Annotated in this window: 19 protein-coding genes and 1 tRNA gene; 17 read left to right on the top strand and 3 right to left on the bottom strand. The window is 30.5% G+C overall.

What is annotated here, in order from left to right:
- Positions 1-32: 32 nt before the first annotated feature.
- The 3 genes from GAN53_RS00500 to GAN53_RS00490 all read left to right on the top strand — a co-directional run bounded on the left by GAN53_RS00500 (position 33) and on the right by GAN53_RS00490 (position 3087).
- The gene (locus tag GAN53_RS00500) at positions 33-404 is read left to right on the top strand and encodes a RidA family protein (protein ID WP_151409099.1); all 372 of its coding nucleotides are present in this window, start codon (positions 33-35) and stop codon (positions 402-404) included.
- Between the two features lie 65 nt (positions 405-469).
- Positions 470-1678, top strand: a complete 1209-nt coding sequence (locus GAN53_RS00495; RefSeq protein ID WP_151409098.1) for a MalY/PatB family protein — start codon at positions 470-472, stop codon at positions 1676-1678.
- A gap of 44 nt (positions 1679-1722) precedes the next feature.
- The gene (locus tag GAN53_RS00490) at positions 1723-3087 is read left to right on the top strand and encodes an aldehyde dehydrogenase family protein (protein ID WP_318655656.1); all 1365 of its coding nucleotides are present in this window, start codon (positions 1723-1725) and stop codon (positions 3085-3087) included.
- Positions 3088-3208: 121 nt separating this feature from the next.
- Here the strand turns inward: GAN53_RS00490 and GAN53_RS00485 are convergent, their stop codons facing one another.
- The 3 genes from GAN53_RS00485 to GAN53_RS00475 all read right to left on the bottom strand — a co-directional run bounded on the left by GAN53_RS00485 (position 3209) and on the right by GAN53_RS00475 (position 6034).
- Entirely contained in the window at positions 3209-4078 is an 870-nt protein-coding gene (locus GAN53_RS00485) for an IS3 family transposase (protein WP_263969942.1), read from the bottom strand.
- Positions 4066-4659: a helix-turn-helix domain-containing protein gene (locus tag GAN53_RS00480; protein ID WP_151409095.1), complete on the bottom strand. Its 594-nt coding sequence runs from the start codon at positions 4657-4659 to the stop codon at positions 4066-4068. Before GAN53_RS00480 ends, GAN53_RS00485 begins: the two co-directional genes overlap by 13 nt.
- A 160-nt stretch (positions 4660-4819) precedes the next feature.
- Positions 4820-6034, bottom strand: coding sequence for an FprA family A-type flavoprotein (locus tag GAN53_RS00475; protein WP_151409094.1), 1215 nt, complete (start codon positions 6032-6034; stop codon positions 4820-4822).
- Positions 6035-6170: 136 nt separating this feature from the next.
- Between GAN53_RS00475 and nadE the strand changes: the two genes are divergently transcribed.
- The 14 genes from nadE (at position 6171) to GAN53_RS00405 (ending at position 23222) form a co-directional block, all read left to right on the top strand.
- Positions 6171-7982: an NAD(+) synthase gene (gene nadE, locus GAN53_RS00470; protein WP_151409093.1), complete on the top strand. Its 1812-nt coding sequence runs from the start codon at positions 6171-6173 to the stop codon at positions 7980-7982.
- Positions 7975-8781: a metallophosphoesterase gene (locus tag GAN53_RS00465; protein ID WP_151409092.1), complete on the top strand. Its 807-nt coding sequence runs from the start codon at positions 7975-7977 to the stop codon at positions 8779-8781. The genes nadE and GAN53_RS00465 overlap by 8 nt, the downstream gene beginning before the upstream one ends.
- Positions 8767-8840, top strand: a tRNA-Arg gene (locus GAN53_RS00460). Before GAN53_RS00465 ends, GAN53_RS00460 begins: the two co-directional genes overlap by 15 nt.
- A 62-nt stretch (positions 8841-8902) precedes the next feature.
- Positions 8903-9451, top strand: a complete 549-nt coding sequence (locus GAN53_RS00455; RefSeq protein WP_151409091.1) for a GNAT family N-acetyltransferase — start codon at positions 8903-8905, stop codon at positions 9449-9451.
- 178 nt (positions 9452-9629) lie between these two features.
- Positions 9630-10361 carry a hypothetical protein gene (locus tag GAN53_RS00450; protein WP_151409090.1) on the top strand — a complete coding sequence of 244 codons (732 nt, stop codon included), beginning with the start codon at positions 9630-9632 and terminating at the stop codon, positions 10359-10361.
- A gap of 116 nt (positions 10362-10477) precedes the next feature.
- Positions 10478-11377: an RluA family pseudouridine synthase gene (locus GAN53_RS00445; protein ID WP_151409089.1), complete on the top strand. Its 900-nt coding sequence runs from the start codon at positions 10478-10480 to the stop codon at positions 11375-11377.
- A 1-nt stretch (position 11378) separates the two neighbouring features.
- The gene (locus GAN53_RS00440; RefSeq protein ID WP_151409088.1) at positions 11379-12908 is read left to right on the top strand and encodes a YifB family Mg chelatase-like AAA ATPase; all 1530 of its coding nucleotides are present in this window, start codon (positions 11379-11381) and stop codon (positions 12906-12908) included.
- Positions 12908-14089 (top strand): GspE/PulE family protein, encoded by a 1182-nt coding sequence (locus GAN53_RS00435; protein ID WP_151409087.1) that lies wholly within the window; start codon positions 12908-12910, stop codon positions 14087-14089. Before GAN53_RS00440 ends, GAN53_RS00435 begins: the two co-directional genes overlap by 1 nt.
- Positions 14090-14594: 505 nt before the next feature.
- Positions 14595-15281 (top strand): hypothetical protein, encoded by a 687-nt coding sequence (locus GAN53_RS00430; RefSeq protein WP_151409086.1) that lies wholly within the window; start codon positions 14595-14597, stop codon positions 15279-15281.
- Positions 15282-15578: 297 nt separating this feature from the next.
- Positions 15579-16277, top strand: coding sequence for an isoprenyl transferase (locus tag GAN53_RS00425; RefSeq protein WP_151409085.1), 699 nt, complete (start codon positions 15579-15581; stop codon positions 16275-16277).
- A complete protein-coding gene (locus GAN53_RS00420; RefSeq protein ID WP_151409084.1) occupies positions 16274-17050 on the top strand; it encodes a phosphatidate cytidylyltransferase in 777 nt (258 codons plus the stop codon). The genes GAN53_RS00425 and GAN53_RS00420 overlap by 4 nt, the downstream gene beginning before the upstream one ends.
- 9 nt (positions 17051-17059) lie before the next feature.
- Positions 17060-18073, top strand: a complete 1014-nt coding sequence (gene rseP, locus GAN53_RS00415; RefSeq protein WP_151409083.1) for an RIP metalloprotease RseP — start codon at positions 17060-17062, stop codon at positions 18071-18073.
- A gap of 9 nt (positions 18074-18082) precedes the next feature.
- A complete protein-coding gene (gene ispG, locus GAN53_RS00410; protein WP_151409082.1) occupies positions 18083-19144 on the top strand; it encodes a flavodoxin-dependent (E)-4-hydroxy-3-methylbut-2-enyl-diphosphate synthase in 1062 nt (353 codons plus the stop codon).
- Positions 19134-23222, top strand: coding sequence for a PolC-type DNA polymerase III (locus GAN53_RS00405; protein WP_151409081.1), 4089 nt, complete (start codon positions 19134-19136; stop codon positions 23220-23222). The genes ispG and GAN53_RS00405 overlap by 11 nt, the downstream gene beginning before the upstream one ends.
- Positions 23223-23283: the final 61 nt, after the last annotated feature.

Genomic DNA, 23283 nt, shown 5'->3' with positions numbered 1-23283 from the left:
ATTTTGGATAAATAAAATTTTAAGGAGTTAAAATGAAAGAAATTAACACTAAAAAAGCACCAGCTGCAATAGGACCATACGTTCAAGCAATATCTACGGACAATTTAGTATTTACATCTGGTCAACTACCACTAAATCCAGAAACTGGAGAATTAGTAACAGAAATAAAATCAGCTACTAAGCAAGCTCTTGAAAATATAAAAGCTATACTAGAAGAAGCTGGAACAAGCATGGATAAAGTTATTAAATGTACAGTTTTTTTAGCTGATATTAATGATTTTGCAGCAGTAAATGAAGTTTATGGTCAATATTTTACTGATCACAAACCAGCAAGATCTGCTATACAAGTAGGAGCTTTGCCAAAAGGTGGAATTTTAGAAATCGAAGCTATAGCAAGTTTATAAGAAAAATAAATTATCGGCAGTGAAAATTCTTCATTGCCGTTTTTTTAATTTAGCAAGGAGGATTAATGGATTATAATTTTGATCAAGTAATTGACAGATCTAATACAAATGCCAAAAAATTTGAAGCTTACAAAGAAGGGGTCTTTCACGATTCTCAAATAAAATTACCTTTTAAGGATGAAGAGCTTATTCAATTTTGGATAGCAGATATGGAATTTGCCGTTGCACCAGAAATAAAAGAAGCTCTAGAAGACAGAATTGCAAAGAAAATTTTTGGTTATACTGTAAATAATGATACAAGACTTTATGACGCTTTAAGCAAATGGTGTAAAGAAAGATATGATTTTACTTTCCAAAAAGATGAATTAGTATTATCAAATGGCGTTGTCGATGCCTTGATAAAATTAGTAGGCTATATACTAAAAGATGATGAAAAAGTACTAATTACTAGTCCTTCTTATAGCCAATTTGCCAATGCCGCAAAGTTAAATGGCAAAGAATTTATCACAAGCCCTCTTCTAAAAGACGATAAGGGAAATTATTTCTTAGATTTTGATGATTTGGATAAAAAAATGGCAAGAGATGATGTGAGCTTATTTATTTTTTGTAATCCTCATAATCCTACTGGCAGAGCTTGGACAAATGATGAACTTACTAAACTAAAAGATTTAATAGAAAAATATGATATTTTTGTTATATCTGATGAAATTCATTGCGATCTAAGAAGAAAAGAAACCATAGCTCATATTCCTTTGGGAAAAGTTATGCCGACTTATGATAAGTTAGTAACTTGCATGTCAGCTTCAAAATCATTTAATATAGCTGGTTTAGCTGAATCTTGCATTATTATTAGGAACAAAGATTTACTTAAAAAATGGAATTTCTATAATAATAACAAAGTTAATCCATTAAGTCATGAAGCAATAATAGCAGCTTATAGCAAAGGCGGATCTTGGCTAAAGGCTTTGAATGCTTACTTGGATAAAAACTTTGAATTTCTTTACGAATTTTTTGATAAAAATATTTCTAAAGCTATTGTCACAAAAGCAGAAACAACTTATTTAGCTTGGGTAGATTTCAAAGAATATTTTGCTTATGACGAAAACTTAGAAGAATTTTTTGCCAAAGAAGCTGGAGTAATTATCGAAGCAGACAAGGCTTTTGTTAGCGATGCAAATAGAATGGTTAGAATTAATTTAGCTTGTCCAAAGTCCTATCTGGAAACTGGTTTAGAAAAAATGGCAGAGGCTTTAAAAAATAAAATCGACCAATAATTATAGGTAAAATTTAGCTAATAATTATTGGCAAGGAGTGTATGATGAATTTAGGGAAAATAGTTGATAATCAAAGAGAATATTTTTATTCTGGTCAGACAAAAACAAAAGACTTTAGGAAAGACAATCTATATAAATTAAAAGCGATAATCAAAAGATACGAAGAGATTATTTTGCAAGCTTTAAAAAATGATTTGGGCAAGTCTAATTTTGAAGCATACTCAACAGAGCTAATGATGGTCTATGGTGAAATAGATTTGGCCATAAAGAATTTAGATAAGTGGATGAGTCCAATCCATGAAAAAACTCCGATTTTTTCTATGCCTGCAAAATCATACACGCTTCATGAACCACTTGGAGTAACATTAATTTTATCTCCATGGAATTATCCATTTTCACTTGCTATCGACCCATTAGTTGAAGCGGTGGCTGCCGGAAATACTGTTATTTTAAAAACAAGTAGGAAATCCAAAGAAACTTCAAAAGTTATAAGGGAAATGATAAATAGTAATTTTAAGAATTCCTACATTTATGTAGTGGATAATGAAGAAGTGACTTATGATGAGCTTCTATCTTATAAATATGATCATATATTTTATACAGGTGGGAGCAAAGTTGGCAAGATAATTATGGAAAAAGCCAGCAAAAATCTTTCAAAAGTGACCTTGGAATTAGGAGGAAAATCTCCAGTAATAGTTGAAAAGGATGCTAATATCAATTTGGCGGCAAGATCAATTGCTTGGGGTAATACTGTAAATGCAGGTCAAACTTGCGTTTCTCCAGATTATATTTTAGTTCACGCAGCCGTTAAGGATAAATTTATCAGACAGCTTGAAGAAAGTTTAATTAATTTTTATGGAAATGATCCTTTAACTTGCGAAGATTATCCTAAGATAATAAATCAAGATCATCTAAAAAGGCTTCTAGAATTAATAGAAAATCAAGATGTAATTTTTGGTGGATCCTATAATTTGCAAAAGAGAAAACTTGCTCCAACCATAGTAGATAATGTAGATTTTGATAACAAACTTATGGAAGAAGAAATCTTCGGACCTATATTTCCTATAATTACCTACGAAAATCTCAATGAAATTTTATACAAAATAAAAAGACTTGCTAAACCACTTGCTTTTTACCTATTTACCAAAGATGATAGAATCAAAGAAAAAGTTATGTATAATATGGAATTTGGTAATGGAATGGTAAATGATACCTTAATGGTAGTTTCAAATCCTAATCTAGAATTTGGCGGAGTTGAATATAGCGGTCAGGGGGGATATCATGGATATTCAGGATTTACAAATTTCTCTAATAAAAAATCCATTATGATTGCATCAGATAATTTTGATAATAAAATTAAATATCCGCCATATAAAAACTCAAAAGTTAAGTTATTAAAAAAATTATAAAATAAAAAGATCTTTGATAAGGAATAAGGTGACCCCACAAAGTTGGACCTAATACCAGAGTTAGAACTAAACTAGCCCTGGTATTTCTTTGTCCTATCCTACCCCTAGGGGTAGGAAATTTTTATGCTGCATTCTTCTTTCTGTATTCTATTGGTGATAAGTATCCTAATTTTTCTTTTATTCTTTCTTCGTTGTAATATTTTATGAAATCTTCAATTGTTTGTTTTAAGTGCTCGTATGAATAGAATTTATTTCCGTAATATATTTCTTGTTTTAATATCCCAAAGAAATTTTCCATTGGTGAGTTGTCTAAGCAATTTCCTTTTCTTGACATGGATTGAGTGATGTCATTTTCTTCTAGTTTTGATGTGTATTGCTTTACTTGGTATGCCCAGCCTTGATCAGAGTGGAATATTCTTTTTTCTTTATTTTTATTAGTTACCTCTATTGCTTTGTCTAAGGCTTTTAAGATTGGTTCTATTGTTGGGTGTTTTGATATTTCATAGCTAAGTATTTCACTGTTGTACATATCTAGGTATGGGTTTAGATAGAGTTTCTTTATTTGATATGTTCCTGTTTTATCTTTTTCTAAATACTTAAATTCTGTTGTGTCTGTTGTTATTTGTGTGTATGGTGTTTCCACTTTAAAGTTTCTTTTTATTTTGTTGTCTGATATTTTTCCTACCTGTCCTTTGTAGGATGAGTATTTTCTTGTTTTTCTTGAATAGCTTTTTACTTGAAGTTTTAACTTTTGAACTAATCGTTGTACTTTCTTTTTGTTTATTATCAGTCCTGATCTTTTTAACATTGCTGTTATTCTTCTGTAGCCGTAGTTTGGATTGTCTTTTCTTATTTTAAGTATTTTCTTTTCTAATTCTAGATCTTTATTTGGTTTATTTAAGCGTTTTTGCCAATACATGTATGTTGATTTGGCAATGTTAAAGTATTTTAACAAGTCTTTTAGTTTGTATTTATCTCTTAAGACTTTGATTGTTTCAGCAATTGTCTTATTTCTGTATCTGTCATTTGAGACAATTCTATCTTTTTTTTTATTGCATCATTTTCTAATTGAAGCCAATAGTTTTCTTCTTCTAATTTCTTTATCTTTTCTTTTAGTTGTGCTTGTGTTAATGATTCATTTTCTAAATTAGTTATGTTTGCTGATGATTCTATTTTAGTGTCTTTTGATCTCTTTGGGGATTTTGGCATTTTTGAAGGTCTTCCTCTCTTTTTAGATCTAAGTCCTTCAATTCCTTTTTCTCTATATTCATTGACCCATCGGGTGATTATTGATGGATTATTGATTTTAAGATTGTTTGCTAGGCTTTGATAGGACATTTCTCCTGTTAAGTACAAGTTTACTACATTTAACTTGAATTCCAAAGTATATTGTGTATTTTTTCTTTTTACTTTTAGTCCTTCATAGCCTTGTGATTTGTATGCATTTACCCAGCTTTTCACTACGCTTTCTGATGGTATGCAATATTTGTCTGATAAAGATTTATATGAGATGTTTGATTCTAAATATTCTTTTACTACTTTCATTTTGAATTCTGTGCTATATTTTGCCATTAAAAAACTGACCTCCGTTAGTTAGTTTTTAGGTCTAACTTTTGGGGGTCAGTTCAGAAGTCTTATCAAAGATTTTTTTATATTAATTCATTTTAGATTCAAAAATTAAGAGTCCACAAATATTACATTCTGTGGACTCTTAATTTTATAAATTATGTTCCTACATTTTATCTAAATCTTCTTTTATAGCCTTGGCTAAATCTTTTATTTCTTCGACTTGTTGATCTTTAACAGATGAATTAATTAAAACATCTTCACCTATATAGGTGTGTTTGCCAGCTTCTAGAAGTTCTTTTGAAACTTTAAGGCTTGTACCGCCCCAAGACCAGTTGTTCAAGAAAGCTATGTGTCTATTTTTGTAACCAGTACCAACTAATTCTTCTAAGAAAGCTCCCATTTTATAATATAAACCAGAATTGTAATTTATTGGTGCGAAAACTGCATGGGAATATTTGTGGCAAGCAGAAATTATATATGAAGGATCTGTGTTTGAAACATCATAAATTTCTATTTCTTCATTTACTCCAAGCTCAGCCAACTCTTTGGCTAAAATGTCACAAGCTTGCTCTGTATCGCCATACATACTTGCAAAAACAATAACTACACCTTTTTCTTCTGGAGTAAAAGTTGACCATTTATTATATTTTTCCATGATAAAATCAATTGATTCTTTATCATCATAAACTGGACCATGGAGTGGTAAAATAGCACTAACTTCCAAATCGTGAACTTTTTTAAATAGAGCTTGAACTTGATTGCCAAATTTACCTACTATATTAACATAATATCTACGAGCTTCATCTAACCAATTTCCTCTGTGGATAATATTTTTTGCCTTCAAATGTCCATCAATCGCATTAAAAGCGCCAAAAGCATCAGCTGTAAATAATAATTTATCGGTTGATTCATAGCTCATCATAACCTCTGGCCAGTGAACCATAGGAGCAAAGACAAATTTAAGCTTGTGCTTACCTAGATCTATTTCATCGCCTTCTTTTACTTCATAATATCTATCTTTGAAAGCATCGTTGTAAAATTGTTCATAAAATTTAAAAGTTTTTGCATTGCCAACAAATTTTGCATTTGGATATTTATTCAAAACAAAGTCAATATTTCTGCAATGATCTGGTTCCATATGGTGTATTACTAGGTAGTCAAGATCTTCACCGTCAAGGGCTTTTTCAATATTTTCTAAATAAGCTCTGGTAAAGGCAGCTTCAACGCTATCTAGCAAAACATTTTTTTTATCCTTAATTAAATATGAGTTGTAAGCCACGCCTTTTGTAAGTGGAAACATATTTTCAAATCTATCTATTCGACGATCGTTAACACCTACATAAAAAACATTATCGGTAATTTCTCTAATATTGTTCATTTTTCCTCCCTAATTCAATTTGTATTTTTATTTATTATACTTCATTGCCTATTTATATTAAAGATTTTTGTTAACTTTATTTCAAATAAAAGCCTCTTAAAATATTTGTGGTAAAATCATCTTAAGAGGTGAGAATTTGAAAAAGAATTTAAAAATCAGATCAACTAACTTCAAAGTTGCTCTTGGAGATGTAAATAAAAATAAAGAAACTATAAAAGAAATAATAAAAAAAGCCGACCAAGATAAGGTTGATATCTTATCTTTGCCAGAATTAAGCCTTACTGGAGCAAGTTTATATGATGGATATTTAGATCTTGTAGACTCATGCGAAAAAGCGCTTATAGAATTGTTGGAATTTTCAAAAGACTATAAAATAATATTTACTTTGGGATTTCCTTTTTCTTACAATAACAAATTATATAATTCAATTGCCTTAATTTTAGCTGGCGAACTATTATATATTTATACCAAGAAAAATCTATCAGTTCTAGAAAAAAATATTTTTGCCAATGATTTGGAAGATGATGTAATTATAAATATTTTGGATAGTTGGCCAGATTTTAATCCTAGCTGGGCAACCATCAATCAATTGCCAATAGGAATTACAATTGGCGAAGATGAACTTTTACCAATTCCTAGAAGCTTAAGATATAAAGAAAAAGCAGAATGTTCAAGACAAATAATTCTTCATCCTTCAGCAGATCCTAAATTTGCCCTAAAAGATGAAAAAATTTCAAAGGCAGTTGAATTTTTGTCAAAAGATTTAACCTACATCCACACATCTCAAGGCCTAGGAGAAAGCTCAACAGATTTTGTTTATTCTGGCTTAAACATTATTGCAAATGATGGGGAAATAATCAAAAGCTCAAACAATAAAGAAGTTGATTATGTGGGAAGATTTAGCCTTGAAGTTGACGAAGAAAGTTTATTTTATAAAAAATTTGATAATCCAATAGAAAAAAAAGAAAAATTCCCTTATTTACCTGTCTATGAAAAAAGAGATCAATATATAAATGATGTTTTAGAAATTGGGGCAAGTGGATTATTAAGCAGGCTGAATCATATCGGTATAAAAGATGTATTTCTTGGTGTTTCTGGAGGATTAGATTCAACGATGGTACTTCTTACTATTGTCCACGCATTTAAAAAAGAAAATTTAGACTTTAAAGGAATACACTGTTATACCATGCCAGCTTTTGGAACAAGCCATAGAACTAAATCTAACGCCTACAGACTTTGCGAATCTCTTGGTCTAACTTTAAAGGAAATAGATATTAGCGAGGCTGTCAAAATTCACCTAAGAGATATTGGTCATGATGGAGTGACAGCTGACAGTGCTTATGAAAACGCTCAAGCAAGAGAGAGGACTCAAGTACTTTTTGATCTTGCCAATATGGGAAATGGAATTGTAATTGGAACTGGCGATTTATCTGAAAATATGCAAGGCTTTGCAACCTACAATGGAGATCATATGAGTAATTATTCATTAAATGCAAGTCTAATGAAAACAGAAATTAGATATATTATAGAAGCAATTGCAAATGACACCGAAAATATAAAACTAAAAGAAGTTTTGATGGATATTATCGATACTCCAGTTTCTCCAGAATTAATAAATGAAAGTAAAGATCAAATTAGCCAAAAAACAGAAGATATTATAGGACCTTATGAGCTAATAGACTTTTTTATCTATGAACATTTGACTTATCATTTAAGTGCAAAAGAAATTTTGGAAGATACTTATAGCGCTTTTTCGGACAAATACGACTTGGATACAATTAAAAAATGGTTAGATTCATATTTTAAAAGATTTACGACTAGTCAATTTAAACGCTCTGCTACTGTAGATGGCGCAAATATAACAGGTAGAAGTTTTAGTCCAAGAGCTGGATTTAAAATTCCATCAGATATGGCCTATAAATCTTATATAGAGGATTTAGATGAATAAAAATACAAAAAAGAAAATTGGACTTGGACTAGCGCTAGCTGGCCTAAGTCTAGCTTTATATATAGACAATCAATGTTTTGTCGCTAAGGAAAATAAAGTTCTCCTACAAAGTCCAAAAATTTCAAGCCCTATAAAAATCACACAAATTTCTGACTTTCATTCTAATGCTCTTAAAAATTTAGACGAAGTTATGGAAAAAATCGGAAAATTTGATCCGGATTTTATAGTTCTTACTGGGGATATTCTAGATTATGGAGAAGATAGGAAGATTGAAAGGTCTCTTTATTTTTTGAAAAATCTTTCAAAATTAAAGAAAAAAATCTTCTATATTACCGGCAATCACGAAGAAGCCGGTCCAAAACTTGATTTATTTATAAAAGAAATGGAAAAACTTGGAATTAAATATTTAGACAATGATGGAGAATATTTGGAAGTTTCAGGTCAAAAAATTTATCTTTATGGAACAAGTATGTTTAACTTTTCCTATGAAAATTACCAAGGAAATGAAAATTCTATAAATATTTTATTAACACATTTTTCCAAAAAATTCAGAGAAAATTATAAGGAGAATATTGATTTTGTATTTTCTGGTCACACTCATGGCGGTCAAGTAAGATTTCCAATAATCGGTGGAATTATTAGTCCTGGCGAGGGATTTTTGCCAAATTATGACAAGGGAGTTTACACTTACAAAAATTCGACCATCCATATAGATAGCGGTCTTGGAAACACATTTTTGCCACTAAGATTTTTAGATCAAATCCAGTATAGTAATATCATACTTGCGCCAGTAGTTTAATGGCAAAATAAAGGTGTCCGAAGCCAAAGATGGGGGTTCGATTCCCTCCTGGCGTGCCAATTCTTATAAATATGTATGATTATCCAAAAATCATATAATAATTTTTAAAGGAGATAGAATTTTGGATATAAAATACCAAGACATAAATATCAGAAATGCAAATCCAGATGATTCAAACCAATTGGCTAAATGGTGGAATGATGGCAAAGTTATGGCTCATGCTGGTTTCCCTTTGGGATTAAATACAAGTGCAGAAAAAATTTCGAAGCAACTTTTAAATGATAGTGATGAGAAAAAAAGAACTCTAATTATAGAATATAAAAATTTGCCAATAGGAGAAATGAATTATAAATATCAAGGTGATTTTGTTTATGACATAGGAATAAAAATATGTGAATTTCAATATCAGGATAAGGGTTTGGGAAGAATTATTTTAAGCCTATTTATTGATCAGTTATTTAAAATGGATGCAAGGCTTATTACTCTAGATACAAATTTAGTTAACAAAAGAGCCCAGCATGTCTATGAAAAGCTAGGTTTTAAAGAAAAATCTATTTCTTACAATTCTTTCAAAGATCAATTAGGAAAGCTAAATTCTGTAGTTTATTATGAACTAAGGAAAGATGATTTTTGCAATCTTGCTAGCAAATTAAACTTTAAAAGCAGATAATGAATCAATGCTTTACTGAATAAAAATACATAAATATTATAGTGAATTAATAATGCTTAGAAAATCATTTGAAAATATTATAATTTAATTATTTATGTTATAATATAAGAAGAATTAAGAAATTAAGCTTAATCTACTTAGAAAAAATATCGACTTATATATAAAGGAAGGAAAGCTTATGAAAAGCAAAAATAAAAGTACAAGTTATTTTAATGAAAAAAAGTCATCTATATTAAAAGAAGAAAGAAAATATAAGGGCAAAAAACTTTCAGTTTGCGTAATTTCCTTAGCGATTTTCTACTCTTTTTCATTTTTGCCTAAAGAAGCTTTTGCAAGTGATGAAATAAATCTAGAAGATAATCAAGTTTACTACAATGAAGATTTTAATGAAGAATTAAATGAAATTCTTGGAATAAATTTTCTTAAAAATTACTCAGAAGATGGGACATTAATGAAAAAAGAGTCTAAGAATTTAGAGGAAGAAACTAAAGATAATATAAAAAATGAAGAAGTAAAATCAGGAAAAAATGATAAGGAAGAAGCTGATAATCATGAAACTTCTGATGCATTAGAAAATGAAACAGAAGAAAAAAATACTACAGAAACTGATGAAGAAGAAAGCACTGAAAGCAAATCTTCTGATGAAAATAAGACTAAAGAAGAAAAATCTCCAAAAACACAAAAACTCACAAATAAAAATTATAAAAATAAGAATGTATTAAAAACAAAAGCAAAAGTTAAAAAAGTTCAGACAAAAACAAGTAAGAAAGATATTATAAGAACAGAAATACCGAAAACGGTAATAGCAGGTAAAAATGCCAAAACAGGAATATCTTCTCAAATAGCTAGCATAGTAACATTATTTTCAACAACAGCTGGCTTTGCGTTTTTAAGAAAAAAAGAAAAGTAATAGATTAGAATTAGACTGCGAATAATTATGCAGTCTTTTTTCTTGGAATTTTTAATAAATAAGCCTAAGATATACAAATATTGGAAAGACTTTTTACTAACTGCTATAATTATATTATGAAACTTAAAGCATATGAAAAAATTAGAGTTGATAAATATATTTCGGATGAATTTGAAGAAATTCCTCGTGAAAAAATAAAAAATTTTATCAAAGATAATAAAATAAAAGTAAATAATAAAAATATTAAGCCTTCTTACAAATTGGAAGAGGAAGATGAGATTGATATAGATGATGAGCTTTTTGAGGTTGTAGAAATAAAGCCTGAACCTATGGATATTAATGTCATTTATGAAAATGACGACTATGCAATTATCGATAAAAATACTAATGTCATTGTCCACCCTGCAGGAAATATCGTAAGTGGAACTTTGGTAAATGGCTTACTTTATAAATATGGCTATGAGGGGCTATCTCATATTGGTGGAGATGATAGGCCTGGCATAGTCCACAGACTTGATAAAGATACGACAGGGCTTATGGTTATTGCAAAAAATAATGAATCATATAAATATCTTAAAGATCTTTTTGAAAGAAGACAAGTTTACAAAGAATATTTGGCTATAGTTTTTGGAAATTTTGACAAAAAATCTGGAAGAATAGAAACTTTTATGGATAGGGATAAAAATAATCGCAGAAAAATGGCGGTTAGTAAATCTGGCCGAATTGCAATTTCCGAATATGAAGTTTTAAAAGAAGTGGATGGCTATTCCTTGGTAAAAATTCACCTTATAACAGGGCGCACTCATCAGATAAGAGTTCACATGACTTATCTAAATCATCCTTTATTGGGCGATCCAGTTTATGGAAATGTCAAGCACAATTTTAATCTAGACCATCAATTGCTTCATTGCAGAAAACTTGCCTTTACAGACAAAGATGGAAAAGAAGTTTCTTATAACGCTAAAGCTCATGATAGCTTTTTAAAATATCAAAATATTTTAGGACTTGGAGAATAATATGTATTCTAAATCAAACACCTGTAGTCTACTTGGACTAACGGGAAATCTTGTAGAAGTTGAAAGCGATATAACATCAGGCTTGCCGGCTTTTCTAATTGTTGGTTTGCCAGATTCATCGATAAAAGAATCCAAAGAAAGAGTTAGGGTTGCTATTGTCAACTCAGGTTATAAATTTCCACTTGGTAGAATTACGGTTAATCTCTCACCAGCAGACCTAAAAAAAGAAGGAACTCAATTGGATTTGCCAATTGCAATTTCACTTTTATCCTCAATGGGAGTTATTAATTACGATCACGATGAATATATATTCTTAGGAGAATTGGCCTTAGATGGTAGAATCGCCCCAATTAGAGGAGCCTTAGCTATGGTTATAGCTATGAGAGAACTTGGTTTTAGGAAATTTATAATTGCAGATGAAAACAAGGATGAATGCGCAATAATCAACGATGTTGAAATTTATCATTTCAAAAATTTAAACGATATTGTAAGTTTTTTAAACAAGGAAAAAGACCTTATCCCTCATAAACTAGATTTATCAAAAATCGACGATGATATCCACTTTGATTATGACTTTAAGGATATAAAAGGTCAAGAAAGCCTAAAAAGAGCCTTGCAAATAGCAGCAGCTGGCAACCACAATCTATTGATGATTGGGCCTCCTGGATCTGGCAAAACTTTTTCTGCAAAACATCTGCCGACGATTTTACCTGATATGAGTTTTGATGAAAAAGTAGAAGTAACTAAAATTTATTCGATAATGGGCTTATTAGATAGGGGCAAACTTGTAAATCAAAGACCCTTTAGGTCACCTCACCACAGCGCAAGCGAAGTTGCGCTAATAGGAGGAGGTCATTCAATCCCAAAGCCTGGAGAAATTTCTCTAGCTCATAGAGGAGTTTTATTTTTAGATGAATTTCCAGAATTTGATAAAAAAACCATAGAATCTTTAAGAGAGCCAATAGAAAATCACGAGATAAATATTTCCAGAGCTCAAGCAAGTCTAAAATATCCTTCAGATTTTATATTGATAGCCGCAATGAATCCTTGTCCTTGTGGCAATTTTGGCAATCCCTTAAAAGAATGTACTTGTTCACAAAATGAGATTAGACGTTATCTAAATAAGATTTCTGCGCCTATATTGGATAGAATTGATATTCATATAGAAGTTGATCCTGTAAAATACGAGGATTTGAAAGATACTTCTTATTCAAAATCATCAGATGAATTAAAAAAAGAAGTGGAAATTGCAAGAAACATTCAAAAAGATCGCTATAAAAATGAAAAGATAAATACAAATTCACAGCTTAGCACAGCTTTGATGAAAAAATACATAAAACTAAGTCCAGAAGTTGAAAAGCTAGCAAAGCTTGCCTTTAACAAATACAATTTTTCTGTAAGAAGTTTTAACAAAATTTTAAAAATGGCAAGGACTATCGCCGACCTTGACCAAGCCAAAGATATCAGCGAAAAACACCTTTTAGAAGCAGTTAGATACAGGTCGCTTGGTGGGAAATATTGGAGTAATTAATGCTAGATCAAAGAGAAATTCGTAATAATATTGATAAGTTTGTATATGATTTGATAGATTATACTTTAGCTAATGATGCAAGTGACATTCATATTGAACCAGAAGAATCTTATGCTAGAATTAGGCTTAGAATTGATGGAAGATTGGTTGAGATTTTAAGAATAAACAAAGAAAATTATCAAATGCTCATTACAAAGATCAAATTAATGGCAAATATGGACATAGCTGAGCATAGAAGGCCCCAAGATCAAAGTTTAAAGCTTAAAGGCTTTGACATGATAGATTTTAGAGTTTCTTCAATTGGGACAATAAATGGAGAAAAACTTGTAATAAGAGTTCTAAGCGTCTTTTCTTTTGAAAAAAGAGCAAACTTGTTGGGGTTTTCTGAAACTTCAAAAGAAATTTTGCAAAAAGCCATAAAAAATAAGTCTGGTATGATAATTTTTTCTGGACCAACAGGCTCTGGAAAATCTACTTCTCTTTATGCACTTTTAAATAAGCTAAATAATGATAATGACAATATAATTACCATTGAAGATCCAGTTGAATACAATATTTGTGGGATAAATCAAATAAATATCAACGAAAAAATCGATTTTACTTTTGCTAATGCTCTAAGGTCGATTCTTCGCCAAGATCCAGACATAATTATGGTTGGAGAAATAAGAGATAAAGAAACTGCTCAAATTGCTATAAGAGCTGCAATTACTGGACATTTGGTACTTACAACTCTACATACTAATAATGCTCTATCATCAATAATTAGGTTAAAGGACTTGGGAATTGCTGATTATCTCTTATCTTCAGCCATAAATGCACTAGCAAGTCAAAGGTTAGTAAGAAAACTTTGCTCTTGCAAGAAAGAAGATACAATGACAGACTTGGAATATCAAATAGCTAGAAAATACATGGATATTCCAAGAGATACAAAAATTTATAGACCAAATGGTTGTCCAAATTGTATGGACGGATACAAGGGAAGGGAAGCAATAGAAGAAGTTTTTTTAATAACAGATGAATTTCGAGATCTTATTAGAGAAGGCAAAATCGACTTGGTAAGTCTAAATACTTACGCAGAAAAAAATCAATTTAAAAGTATGGCTTACAATGGACTTGGCAAAGTTTTTGATGGTAGGACAAGCTTTGAAGAAATTATGAGAGTAATTTATGATCAGATATAAGGAAAATATATTAATCATAGTCAATAGAATTTTTATTATATAAGCTTATTATTGTATGTAAGAGTTTTTTACAAAAACAATAGTATTAGTGAACTCTGATCTTATTTATATTTGGGAATGTGGTTTAATGTATGGTTGCAAAAATTATGTTTTATGAAATTAGAAATAGAAAAGATTATGAATTACTTATACTTAACATAAAGACTAAAATTTTACAAAAAGATCAATCTGACCTTGATATATGTAGATAGCTATGAATATATATTAAAAAAATAATCTATTTTATTGTTAAAATGCAAAGATATAAAATAGACCATGTTGTAAAGTGATTTAACATATTAACTAGAAATAAATTATTGACAAAATACAAAGTTTGCTGTACAATTAAAATAAATAAATGGTTATTAGGCAATAATCATGGCAAACGTTTGCATAATAGTCCGTCGCTTTTTCACGTATTGTATTAAGTTACTATTTTTAAGATTTAATTTTAAAGGAGATAGTTATGAAAAAAGTGGTTAAGTTTGTATTTGGATTACTTATGATAGTAGTTATTTTTATGAAAGCTACAAAAGTAAACGCCGAAGACTTAAAGTCGGATAATATTAGATTTTCTATTGATAATTATGACGAAGATGAGGTTGACATTATCTATTATAATCAGGGGAACAAGAGAATATGTGATATAAAAGATAAGGAAAGTGGAAAATTAATTGAAACAGCTTCTTTAGAACCTGATTTTCTAAAAATGTTTATTCAAAGAAAAATGCCTAAAGAAGGTATGCTTTGGGTAGGACCTCATACTTTTAGAGAATCAAGATCTTTTGGAAGGACTACTGTACAGATAAGTATTCCTGTAGAATTATACAATGAAGGTTCATTTAGACAAATTAATTATATAGGAAATCCATATTTAGGAATAACTAACAGTATTACTACAACTAAGATAGAATCCAGTTCATGTTCAGCCTGGGGCAAAAATAATAGACTACCTGCGACTACAATGTTTTATGCTTATTATGGAACATTAGTTGCAGAAGTTAGTGGTTCTGCATCTACAGGAATTTCAGCAGAGTTACTAGGATCAGGTTTTTCATTTTCTCATACAATAGGAACAACGAAATATTATAGAAGACCAATAAATGATTCTGGAACATTTAATTTATACCAGACAAGTGCTATTGTAAGATAAAAAAAAGAGATCAATTATTGCAAATGTTACGGGCATACTTCTTGGCATGGTTTTTATATTATCAGGAATTTCTAAGAACTATGTCAAAGATAATGTAAATAAATTTTTTATAGTGCTTGGAATATTTGTTGTGCTAATCTATATAAAATTTTTTTACGATGATTGGAAAAATAATAAATATAAATGAAAGTTGATAAATTCATTAAGAGTAGATAATTCTGCTCTTATTTTTTGATTTATTATAAGTAATTTCAAAAAATGGTATAATATGCTTAGATTGTTTATTTTGAGGAAATTATGGAAGATAAAAATATACCAAAACATGTGGCGATAATTTTAGACGGCAATGGTCGCTGGGCAAAAAATAAAGGCAAACCTAGAACTTTTGGTCACAAACGTGGAGCAGAAAATGTAGTTGATATAGCAATTCATGCCAAAAATTGCGGAGTAAAATATTTAACCTTGTATGCTTTTTCTACTGAAAATTGGAAAAGACCAGCAAGCGAGGTTGATTATTTGATGAAACTTTTGATAAGCTTTGTCGAAAAAAAACTTGCTGAGCTTATGGATAATGACTGCAAGTTAAATTTCTTAGGAGATTTAGAAGCTTTACCAAGCCCAACAAAAAAAGCCTGCAAACTTGCTTTGGATAAAACAAAAAACAATAAATCTTTATTTATAAATATAGCCCTAAATTATGGGGGACAAGCTGAAATCGTTCATGCAGTAAAATCTATTATAGATAAGGGATATGAAAGCTTTGAAATTACAGAGGATTTGATAAAAGAAAATCTTTATACTAAGGATATTCCGGATCCAGATTTGTTAATTAGACCTGGTGGAGAGCTAAGAATTTCAAATTTTTTGATTTATCAAATAGCTTATAGTGAGCTTTATTTTACCGATTGCCTATGGCCAGATTTTACAAGTGATGAATTTGATAAGGCGATAGAAGCTTACAAAAAAAGAAATAGAAGATTTGGAGATATCAAATGAATCTTTTACTTAGAACTTTTGGTGGGGTAATTATACTTTTTATTATGCTTATAATTACCTTTTTTGGCCACAATACTCTTAGTTTGGGTGTTGCCATATTTTCTTTGATTGCCATAAAAGAAATGGCCAACGCTTTTAATAAAAAAGGAATATTTCCCCCATGGGGACTTCTAATGGTATGCGATTTGCTCATAATTTCTGGGGCTTATCTTCTAAGCACTGAAATTTACACACTTGCCATTATTTTCTCAATATTTTTGGTTTTGGTTTATATGATTTTTAATACCAAAAACACCATAGAAGATGTTTTTACAAGCTTATTTATCTTAATGTATGTCCCTGTGCTTATGGGAAATATTATAAGAATAGTTGATGATAGATATGTATGGCTTTTGTATCTAACCAGTTGGGGATCTGATACTTTCGCCTATCTTGTAGGATCTACAATCGGCAAACACAAAGTAAAATCAATCGCTCATATTAGCCCAAACAAAACCATCGAAGGAGCTGTTGGCGGAATTTTGGGAGCAGTTATTTTAAATTGTATCTATGTGAAATATTCTTCACTTAATATAGAATTAATATATGTTATTGTATTTTCAATTGTAGGATCTTTTTTATCAGAAATTGGAGATTTGATAGCATCCTTTATAAAAAGACAAACTGGAATAAAAGATTTTGGCGACCTAATACCAGGTCATGGTGGGATTATGGATAGATTTGATTCAATGATTTTCATAGCGCCACTTTTATATCTCTTTTCCATTATTTAAGGAGTTTAAATGAAAACAGTTATTATAGCCATAATTATGTTCTTGCTTTTGGTGACAATCCACGAGTTCGGGCATTTTATAGTGGCGAAATTATCAGGAATAAAAGTAAATGAATTTGCAGTTGGCATGGGGCCTGCGATTTATTCAAAAGAAAAAGGGGAAACCTTATATTCTCTAAGGATCTTGCCAATCGGAGGCTATTGTGCCATGGAAGGTGAAGATGAATCTTCATCAGATCCAAGAAGTTATGACAATGCGCCAGCTTTTAAGAGATTTCTAACAATCCTTGCAGGACCTTTTATGAATTTATTATTAGCAGCAATTATTTTTTCTGTAGTCATTTTTAATACAGGAACTGCAAGCACAAAAGTTGGAGGATTTTCTGAAAATTCAAAGGCAAAAGAAGCTGGAATTGAAATTGGCGATCAAATACTAAAAGTAAATGATGAAAAAATTTCTGAATTTGCCGATATTTCAAAAATTTTGTCCAAATTTTATGAAGAAAACGTCAAAGATTTGCCGGTAGAAGTTTTAGTAAAAAGAAATGATGAGGAAAAATCTTTTACCGTAAAACCTTATTTTGAAAAAAATACAGCCTTTCTTGGTGTAAGCTCCAAGCTAAGAGATGTGGGATTTTTTGAATCTATAGGCCTTGGCTTTAAGGAAATGAATAAGAATGTAAAAATGATTTTTTCTATTTTGGGCAATTTATTTACAGGAAAATTATCAGTTAAAGCTTTAAGCGGACCAGTAGGAGTTGTAAAAGAAATAGGAAATCAAGCCAATAATGGACTTATGAATCTCTTGTATTTTTTGGCATATATTAGTGTTAACCTTGGAGTTTTTAACCTAATACCATTTCCAGCTTTGGATGGTTCAAAACTTGTGACAAATCTTTATGAGATGATAACAAAGAAGAAAGTTAATAAGAAAATCGAAGAAAAAGTAACTATTGTTGGTTTTGTAATACTTTTAGGTCTAATATTATTAGTTACTATAAAAGATGTTTTTACACTTTTTTAAGGAGATGTAATGAGAAAAAAAACTAGACAAATTTTTGTAGGAGATGTTGGAATTGGAGCTAACTCTCCTATTTCTATCCAATCAATGACAACATTTAAAACAAGCGATATAGAAAATGTTGTAAAACAAATTAATGACTTAGAAAAAGCAGGCTGCGACATATCAAGATCTGCCATAAATGATATGGATGATGCTAAAGCAATTTCAAAAATAAAGGAGATGACAAATCTTCCTTTTGTGGCAGATATACAATTTGATTATAAATTAGCCTTGGCAGCAGTGGAAAATGGTTGCGACTGTTTAAGATATAATCCAGGAAACATCGGCTCTTCTGATAAGGTAAAAGAAATAGTAGAAGCTTGCAAAAATAGGAATATTCCAATAAGAATTGGGGTTAATTCCGGGTCAATTTCCAAAGAAATAATCGATAAATTTCATGGAGTAAATGCAGATAGCCTTGTGGCAAGTGCCATGGAAGAGATAAAAATTTTGGAAGATATGGACTTTTACGATATCAAAATTTCTGTAAAATCTTCTGATGTAAATACCATGATCGATGCTTACAGAAAATTATCAGCTCTTTGCGATTATCCTTTGCATTTGGGAGTAACAGAAGCTGGACCTTTGTACCAAGCTTTAGTCAAATCCTCAATCGGAATTGGATCTTTGTTAAAAGATGGAATTGGAGATACCATAAGAGTTTCAATAACAGGAGATCCAATAGAAGAAGTAAAAGCTGCAAAAGCAATCCTAAAAGCCCTAAATTTAAGAAGCGATGGACTTGATATAGTTTCTTGTCCAACTTGCTCTAGAACAAGTGTAGATTTGGAAAAAATCGTAGAAGAAGTTGAAAAAAAGACCGAAGACCTAAAAATAAATGCAAAAGTTGCAATAATGGGCTGTCCAGTCAACGGTCCAGGGGAATCAAAAGAAGCAGATTATGGGATATCTGCTGCAAATGGTATGGGATTCCTTTTTAAAAATGGCAAGACTATAAAAAAAGTAAAAGAAGAAGAAATTGTCGATACGCTTGTAGATGTATTAAAAGAAAGCAATCTAAATGAAAATTGATTTATATAAATTTATTGAAATAAAGGAAAATGAATATTTTATAAGCTCTGCTATTTATAATAAAAATAAAAACGAGCTTAAATTATCAATAGAATCAACAAATGAAAATCTTGATGATGAGCTTATAAAAAATCTAGAAGCTTATTTTTCTTATTTGACATTAATAATCGATTATAAAAATGAAGAAAATAATATTTCAAATAAAGAAAAAGAAGAAATTAGCTTAAATCCAGCTAAAAATCCTGATAGCTATGAAAAAAGCAAGGAAATTTCTCCTAAGGAAGATACTTATCAAAACTTCTTAGCAAGCAAAGAAGAAGATTTAAGAAATAGGATAAGTAAAGCCATTAATAAAAAGAAAAAAGAAGAAAAAAAAGAAGATTGCAAAAAAGATACTCTTAAATTTGGCAGAAAAATCAAAGACGATGTAATTTCAATATCAGATATTTATGATAAAAAAGGTCTAGGAGTTGTTCTTATAGGAAAAGTTTTTGCCCTTGATGTTTTTGAAACCAAAAATCATTCTTTTATCTACACTTTTGACCTTGAAGATGAAACTGATGCCATAAGTTGTAAGATTTTTGCAAGTGAGAAAACAAATTCCAAACTAAAAAATCTCAAAGAAGGAATTGGCGTAAAAGTTCAAGGGGTTCTTAATTACGATGACTATGCCCATGATGAAGTTTTTACCATAAATTCCTTAGAAGAAACACAATTAAGCAAAAAAATTGACACGGCAGATGAAAAAAGAATTGAACTTCAACTTCATAGCAAAATGACCAACTTAGATGGTTTTGTCGATAATGTTGATATTGTAAATGTATTAAAAGATTGGGATTGGGATGCTATTGGAATTACTGACACCGAAACTTTGCAAGGCTTACCAGATTTATATGAAGCTATCAAAAAAACTGGCAAAAAAATGCTTCCTGGCGCAGAATTGCTCTTAGTAGAAGATGAACTAAGAATTTTAACGAATTTATCGGAAAGAGAAGTCCCTGAAATTAATGACATAAAAGATCAAGAATTTATTGTTTTTGACTTAGAAACTACTGGTTTGTCAAGATTTGCTGATAAGATCACAGAAATTGGCGCTGTCAGAATAAAAAACGGAGAGATCACAGAAACTTTCAATGAATTAGTAAATCCAGAAAAATTAATTCCAGAAAAAGTCACAGAATTAACTGGCATAACTAACGAAATGGTTATGGACAAGGCAAAAATTGACCAAGCTTTGCCGAGATTTTTAGATTTTGCAAAAGATGCAATTTTAGTTGGACAAAATTCTGACTTTGATATTGGTTTTGTAAGAGAAAATGCCCACAATTTAGGAATAGAATTTAAACCAATATATATGGATACTTTGCCTATGGCTCGTTGTTTATTTGAAGACATGAGTAGATTTTCTCTTGATAAAATCGCCAGAAAATTAAATATTCCAGCCTTTAACCATCACAGAGCAAGCGATGATGCAAGAGCTACAGGTCAAATCTTTATAAAAATGTTTAAGATGATCGTAAAAGATGGAATTAATCTTTCTAATATTAATAGTTTTTCTACGAATTATCCAAAGGCAAAACATGAGAATTTTTCTGCTATAGTTTTTGCTAAAGATGAAATCGGTTTAAAAAACCTCTACAAACTTATTTCAAAATCAAGGATGGAAAACTTTGACAAAGAAGCAAGAACTCCAATTTCTCTTCTTAAAGAATTTAGAGAAGGATTGCTTGTAGGAAGTGGAGGCCATGAAGGGATTTTATTTAACTATTTATTAAATGATTATCCAAGAAGGAAAATCGAAGAGCTTTTTGAATTTTTTGACTTTTTCCAAGTCGAGCCTTTGGGAATATTTGCCGATGAAGTTAGCAAAGGGCATATAAGAAATTTTGAACAGGTAAAAGAAATCAATAAAAAAATAATAAATTTAGCTAAAAATAGCGGCAAATTAGCTGTGGCAACTGGAGGTGTAAGATACCTAAGAGCAGAGGATTACATGCTTAGAAATATCTTACATAAGGGTCAATACTTTAGATACCACGAAAATAAGCCTTTATATTATCTAAGAACAACTAAGGAAATGCTTGAGGGATTTTCTTATTTGGATGATGATTTGGCAAAAGAAATTGTCATCGACAACCCTAAAAAAATCGCAGGATCTATCAAGGACATAAGGCCAATTCCACCTGGAACTTTCCCACCAAAAATTGAAGGCTCTGAAGAAAAACTTAGGGAAACTTGTTTCAATAAGGCAAGGGAAATTTATGGAGATCCTCTGCCAAAAATTGTAGAAGAAAGATTAGAAAAAGAACTTAATTCGATTATTTCCAATGGTTATGCAGTTTTATATATCATCGCAAAAAAATTAGTTGGCAAATCCAATGAAGATGGATATTTGGTTGGATCGAGAGGTTCTGTAGGATCATCTTTTGCAGCAACTATGTCTGGAATTACTGAAGTAAATCCTTTATCTCCTCATTACGTTTGCCCAAAATGTAAATACAGCGAATTTTTTGAAGAAGATAGATTGGGAGCTGGAATTGATTATCCTGACAAAACTTGTCCAAAATGCGGTAGTCCACTAAACAAAGATGGTCACAACATTCCATTTGAAGTTTTCTTAGGCTTTGAGGGAGATAAGGAACCTGATATAGATCTTAATTTTGCAGGAGAATATCAACCTACAATTCATAAATATACCGAAGAATTATTTGGAGAGGGGAAAGTATTTAGGGCTGGAACAATTGGAGCTATCCAAGATAATACGGCCTTTGGTTATATAAAAAAATATAGCGAAGAATACAAGGAAGAATTTACCAACGCTCAAATAAGAAAACTTCAAAGAGGGCTAAAGGATGTAAAAAGAACCACAGGTCAGCATCCTGGAGGACTTATAATAGTGCCAAATGACATAGATATTTTTGACATAACGCCTATCCAATATCCAGCAGATGACCCAATTGGAGATATAAAAACAACACATTTTACCTACAATATGATGCATGAAACTTTGTTAAAACTTGACCTTCTAGGTCACGATGTTCCAAGTATAATTCGTGCCTTGCAAGATTTAACAGGAACAGATCCTTTAAAAATAAAAATGGGCGATCCAAAAGTTATGGACATATTTTCAAGCACCAAAGAGCTAAATATAAAGCATGATTTCTCAAATAACGAGATAGGAACTTTGGGAATACCAGAATTTGGAACAAATTTTGTAAGAGGAATGCTTAAAGAAACTTATCCAAGGAAATTTTCAGAAATGACCCGCATTTCTGGTCTATCCCACGGAACTGACGTGTGGAATAATAACGCAAAAGATTTGATAACAAGTCATACTGCAAATTTTGATGAAATCATCTCAACTCGTGATGATATTATGAACTCTCTTATTCAAAAAGGTCTTGATAAGAAAAAATCTTTCCAAATAATGGAAATAGTTAGAAAAGGTAGGTCTTTATCAGAAGAACAGCTTGATTATATGAGAGAAAATAAAGTGCCAGAATGGTATATAGAATCATGTCTAAAGATAAAATATCTTTTCCCGAAAGCTCATGCAGTTGCATATTGTCTAATGAGTTATCGTATAGCTTATTACAAAGTTTATTATCCAGAAGCTTTTTACGCAACATATTTTAACACAAAAGTTAATGACTTTGTATATTCTATTATAATAAATGGACTTCAATCTATCCAAAGCACGCTTAATAGCTACAAAGACAGATTTGATTTAACAGCTCGTGATGAAAATATTAGAAAAGTTTTAGAGGTTGCTGAAGAAATGTATGCAAGAGATATACAAATTGACAAGGCCGATTTGTACAAATCAGACAGCAGAAAATTCATCCTAAGCGACAAAAAAGGCCATATTTTGCCACCTTTATCTGCAGTAGATAATGTTTCAGAAGCCATGGCAATTGATATAGTAAATGAAAGAGAAAAAAGCGAATTTATTTCAGTTGAAGACTTAAATCAAAGAACTTCACTAAACAAAAATGCCATGGAATCATTAAAAACTTTCGGCATCATAGATGGTATGGGAGAAGAAAATCAAATGAGTTTATTTGATGGATTCTTTTAATAAATGAAACTACTAATTAAATATTAGTAGTTTTTTTATTTGTATATTGACTTTTATTATA

The organism is Anaerococcus sp. Marseille-P9784 (assembly GCF_902500265.1).
GTDB lineage: Bacteria > Bacillota > Clostridia > Tissierellales > Peptoniphilaceae > Anaerococcus.
Note: the sequence above shows the minus strand (reverse complement) of the source record. Positions and strands in the feature narration are given on the sequence as shown.

Coding starts and splice junctions, on each gene's coding strand:
- GAN53_RS00490 (WP_318655656.1), top strand. CDS start 1,723: ATGAATTTAGGGAAAATAGTTGATAATCAAAGAGAATATTTTTATTCT.
- GAN53_RS00500 (WP_151409099.1), top strand. CDS start 33: ATGAAAGAAATTAACACTAAAAAAGCACCAGCTGCAATAGGACCATAC.
- GAN53_RS00475 (WP_151409094.1), bottom strand. CDS start 6,034: ATGAACAATATTAGAGAAATTACCGATAATGTTTTTTATGTAGGTGTT.
- GAN53_RS00405 (WP_151409081.1), top strand. CDS start 19,134: ATGAAAATTGATTTATATAAATTTATTGAAATAAAGGAAAATGAATAT.
- GAN53_RS00430 (WP_151409086.1), top strand. CDS start 14,595: ATGAAAAAAGTGGTTAAGTTTGTATTTGGATTACTTATGATAGTAGTT.
- GAN53_RS00435 (WP_151409087.1), top strand. CDS start 12,908: ATGCTAGATCAAAGAGAAATTCGTAATAATATTGATAAGTTTGTATAT.
- GAN53_RS00425 (WP_151409085.1), top strand. CDS start 15,579: ATGGAAGATAAAAATATACCAAAACATGTGGCGATAATTTTAGACGGC.
- GAN53_RS00465 (WP_151409092.1), top strand. CDS start 7,975: ATGAATAAAAATACAAAAAAGAAAATTGGACTTGGACTAGCGCTAGCT.
- GAN53_RS00480 (WP_151409095.1), bottom strand. CDS start 4,659: ATGGCAAAATATAGCACAGAATTCAAAATGAAAGTAGTAAAAGAATAT.
- GAN53_RS00440 (WP_151409088.1), top strand. CDS start 11,379: ATGTATTCTAAATCAAACACCTGTAGTCTACTTGGACTAACGGGAAAT.
- GAN53_RS00450 (WP_151409090.1), top strand. CDS start 9,630: ATGAAAAGCAAAAATAAAAGTACAAGTTATTTTAATGAAAAAAAGTCA.
- GAN53_RS00445 (WP_151409089.1), top strand. CDS start 10,478: ATGAAACTTAAAGCATATGAAAAAATTAGAGTTGATAAATATATTTCG.
- GAN53_RS00495 (WP_151409098.1), top strand. CDS start 470: ATGGATTATAATTTTGATCAAGTAATTGACAGATCTAATACAAATGCC.
- GAN53_RS00420 (WP_151409084.1), top strand. CDS start 16,274: ATGAATCTTTTACTTAGAACTTTTGGTGGGGTAATTATACTTTTTATT.
- ispG (WP_151409082.1), top strand. CDS start 18,083: ATGAGAAAAAAAACTAGACAAATTTTTGTAGGAGATGTTGGAATTGGA.
- rseP (WP_151409083.1), top strand. CDS start 17,060: ATGAAAACAGTTATTATAGCCATAATTATGTTCTTGCTTTTGGTGACA.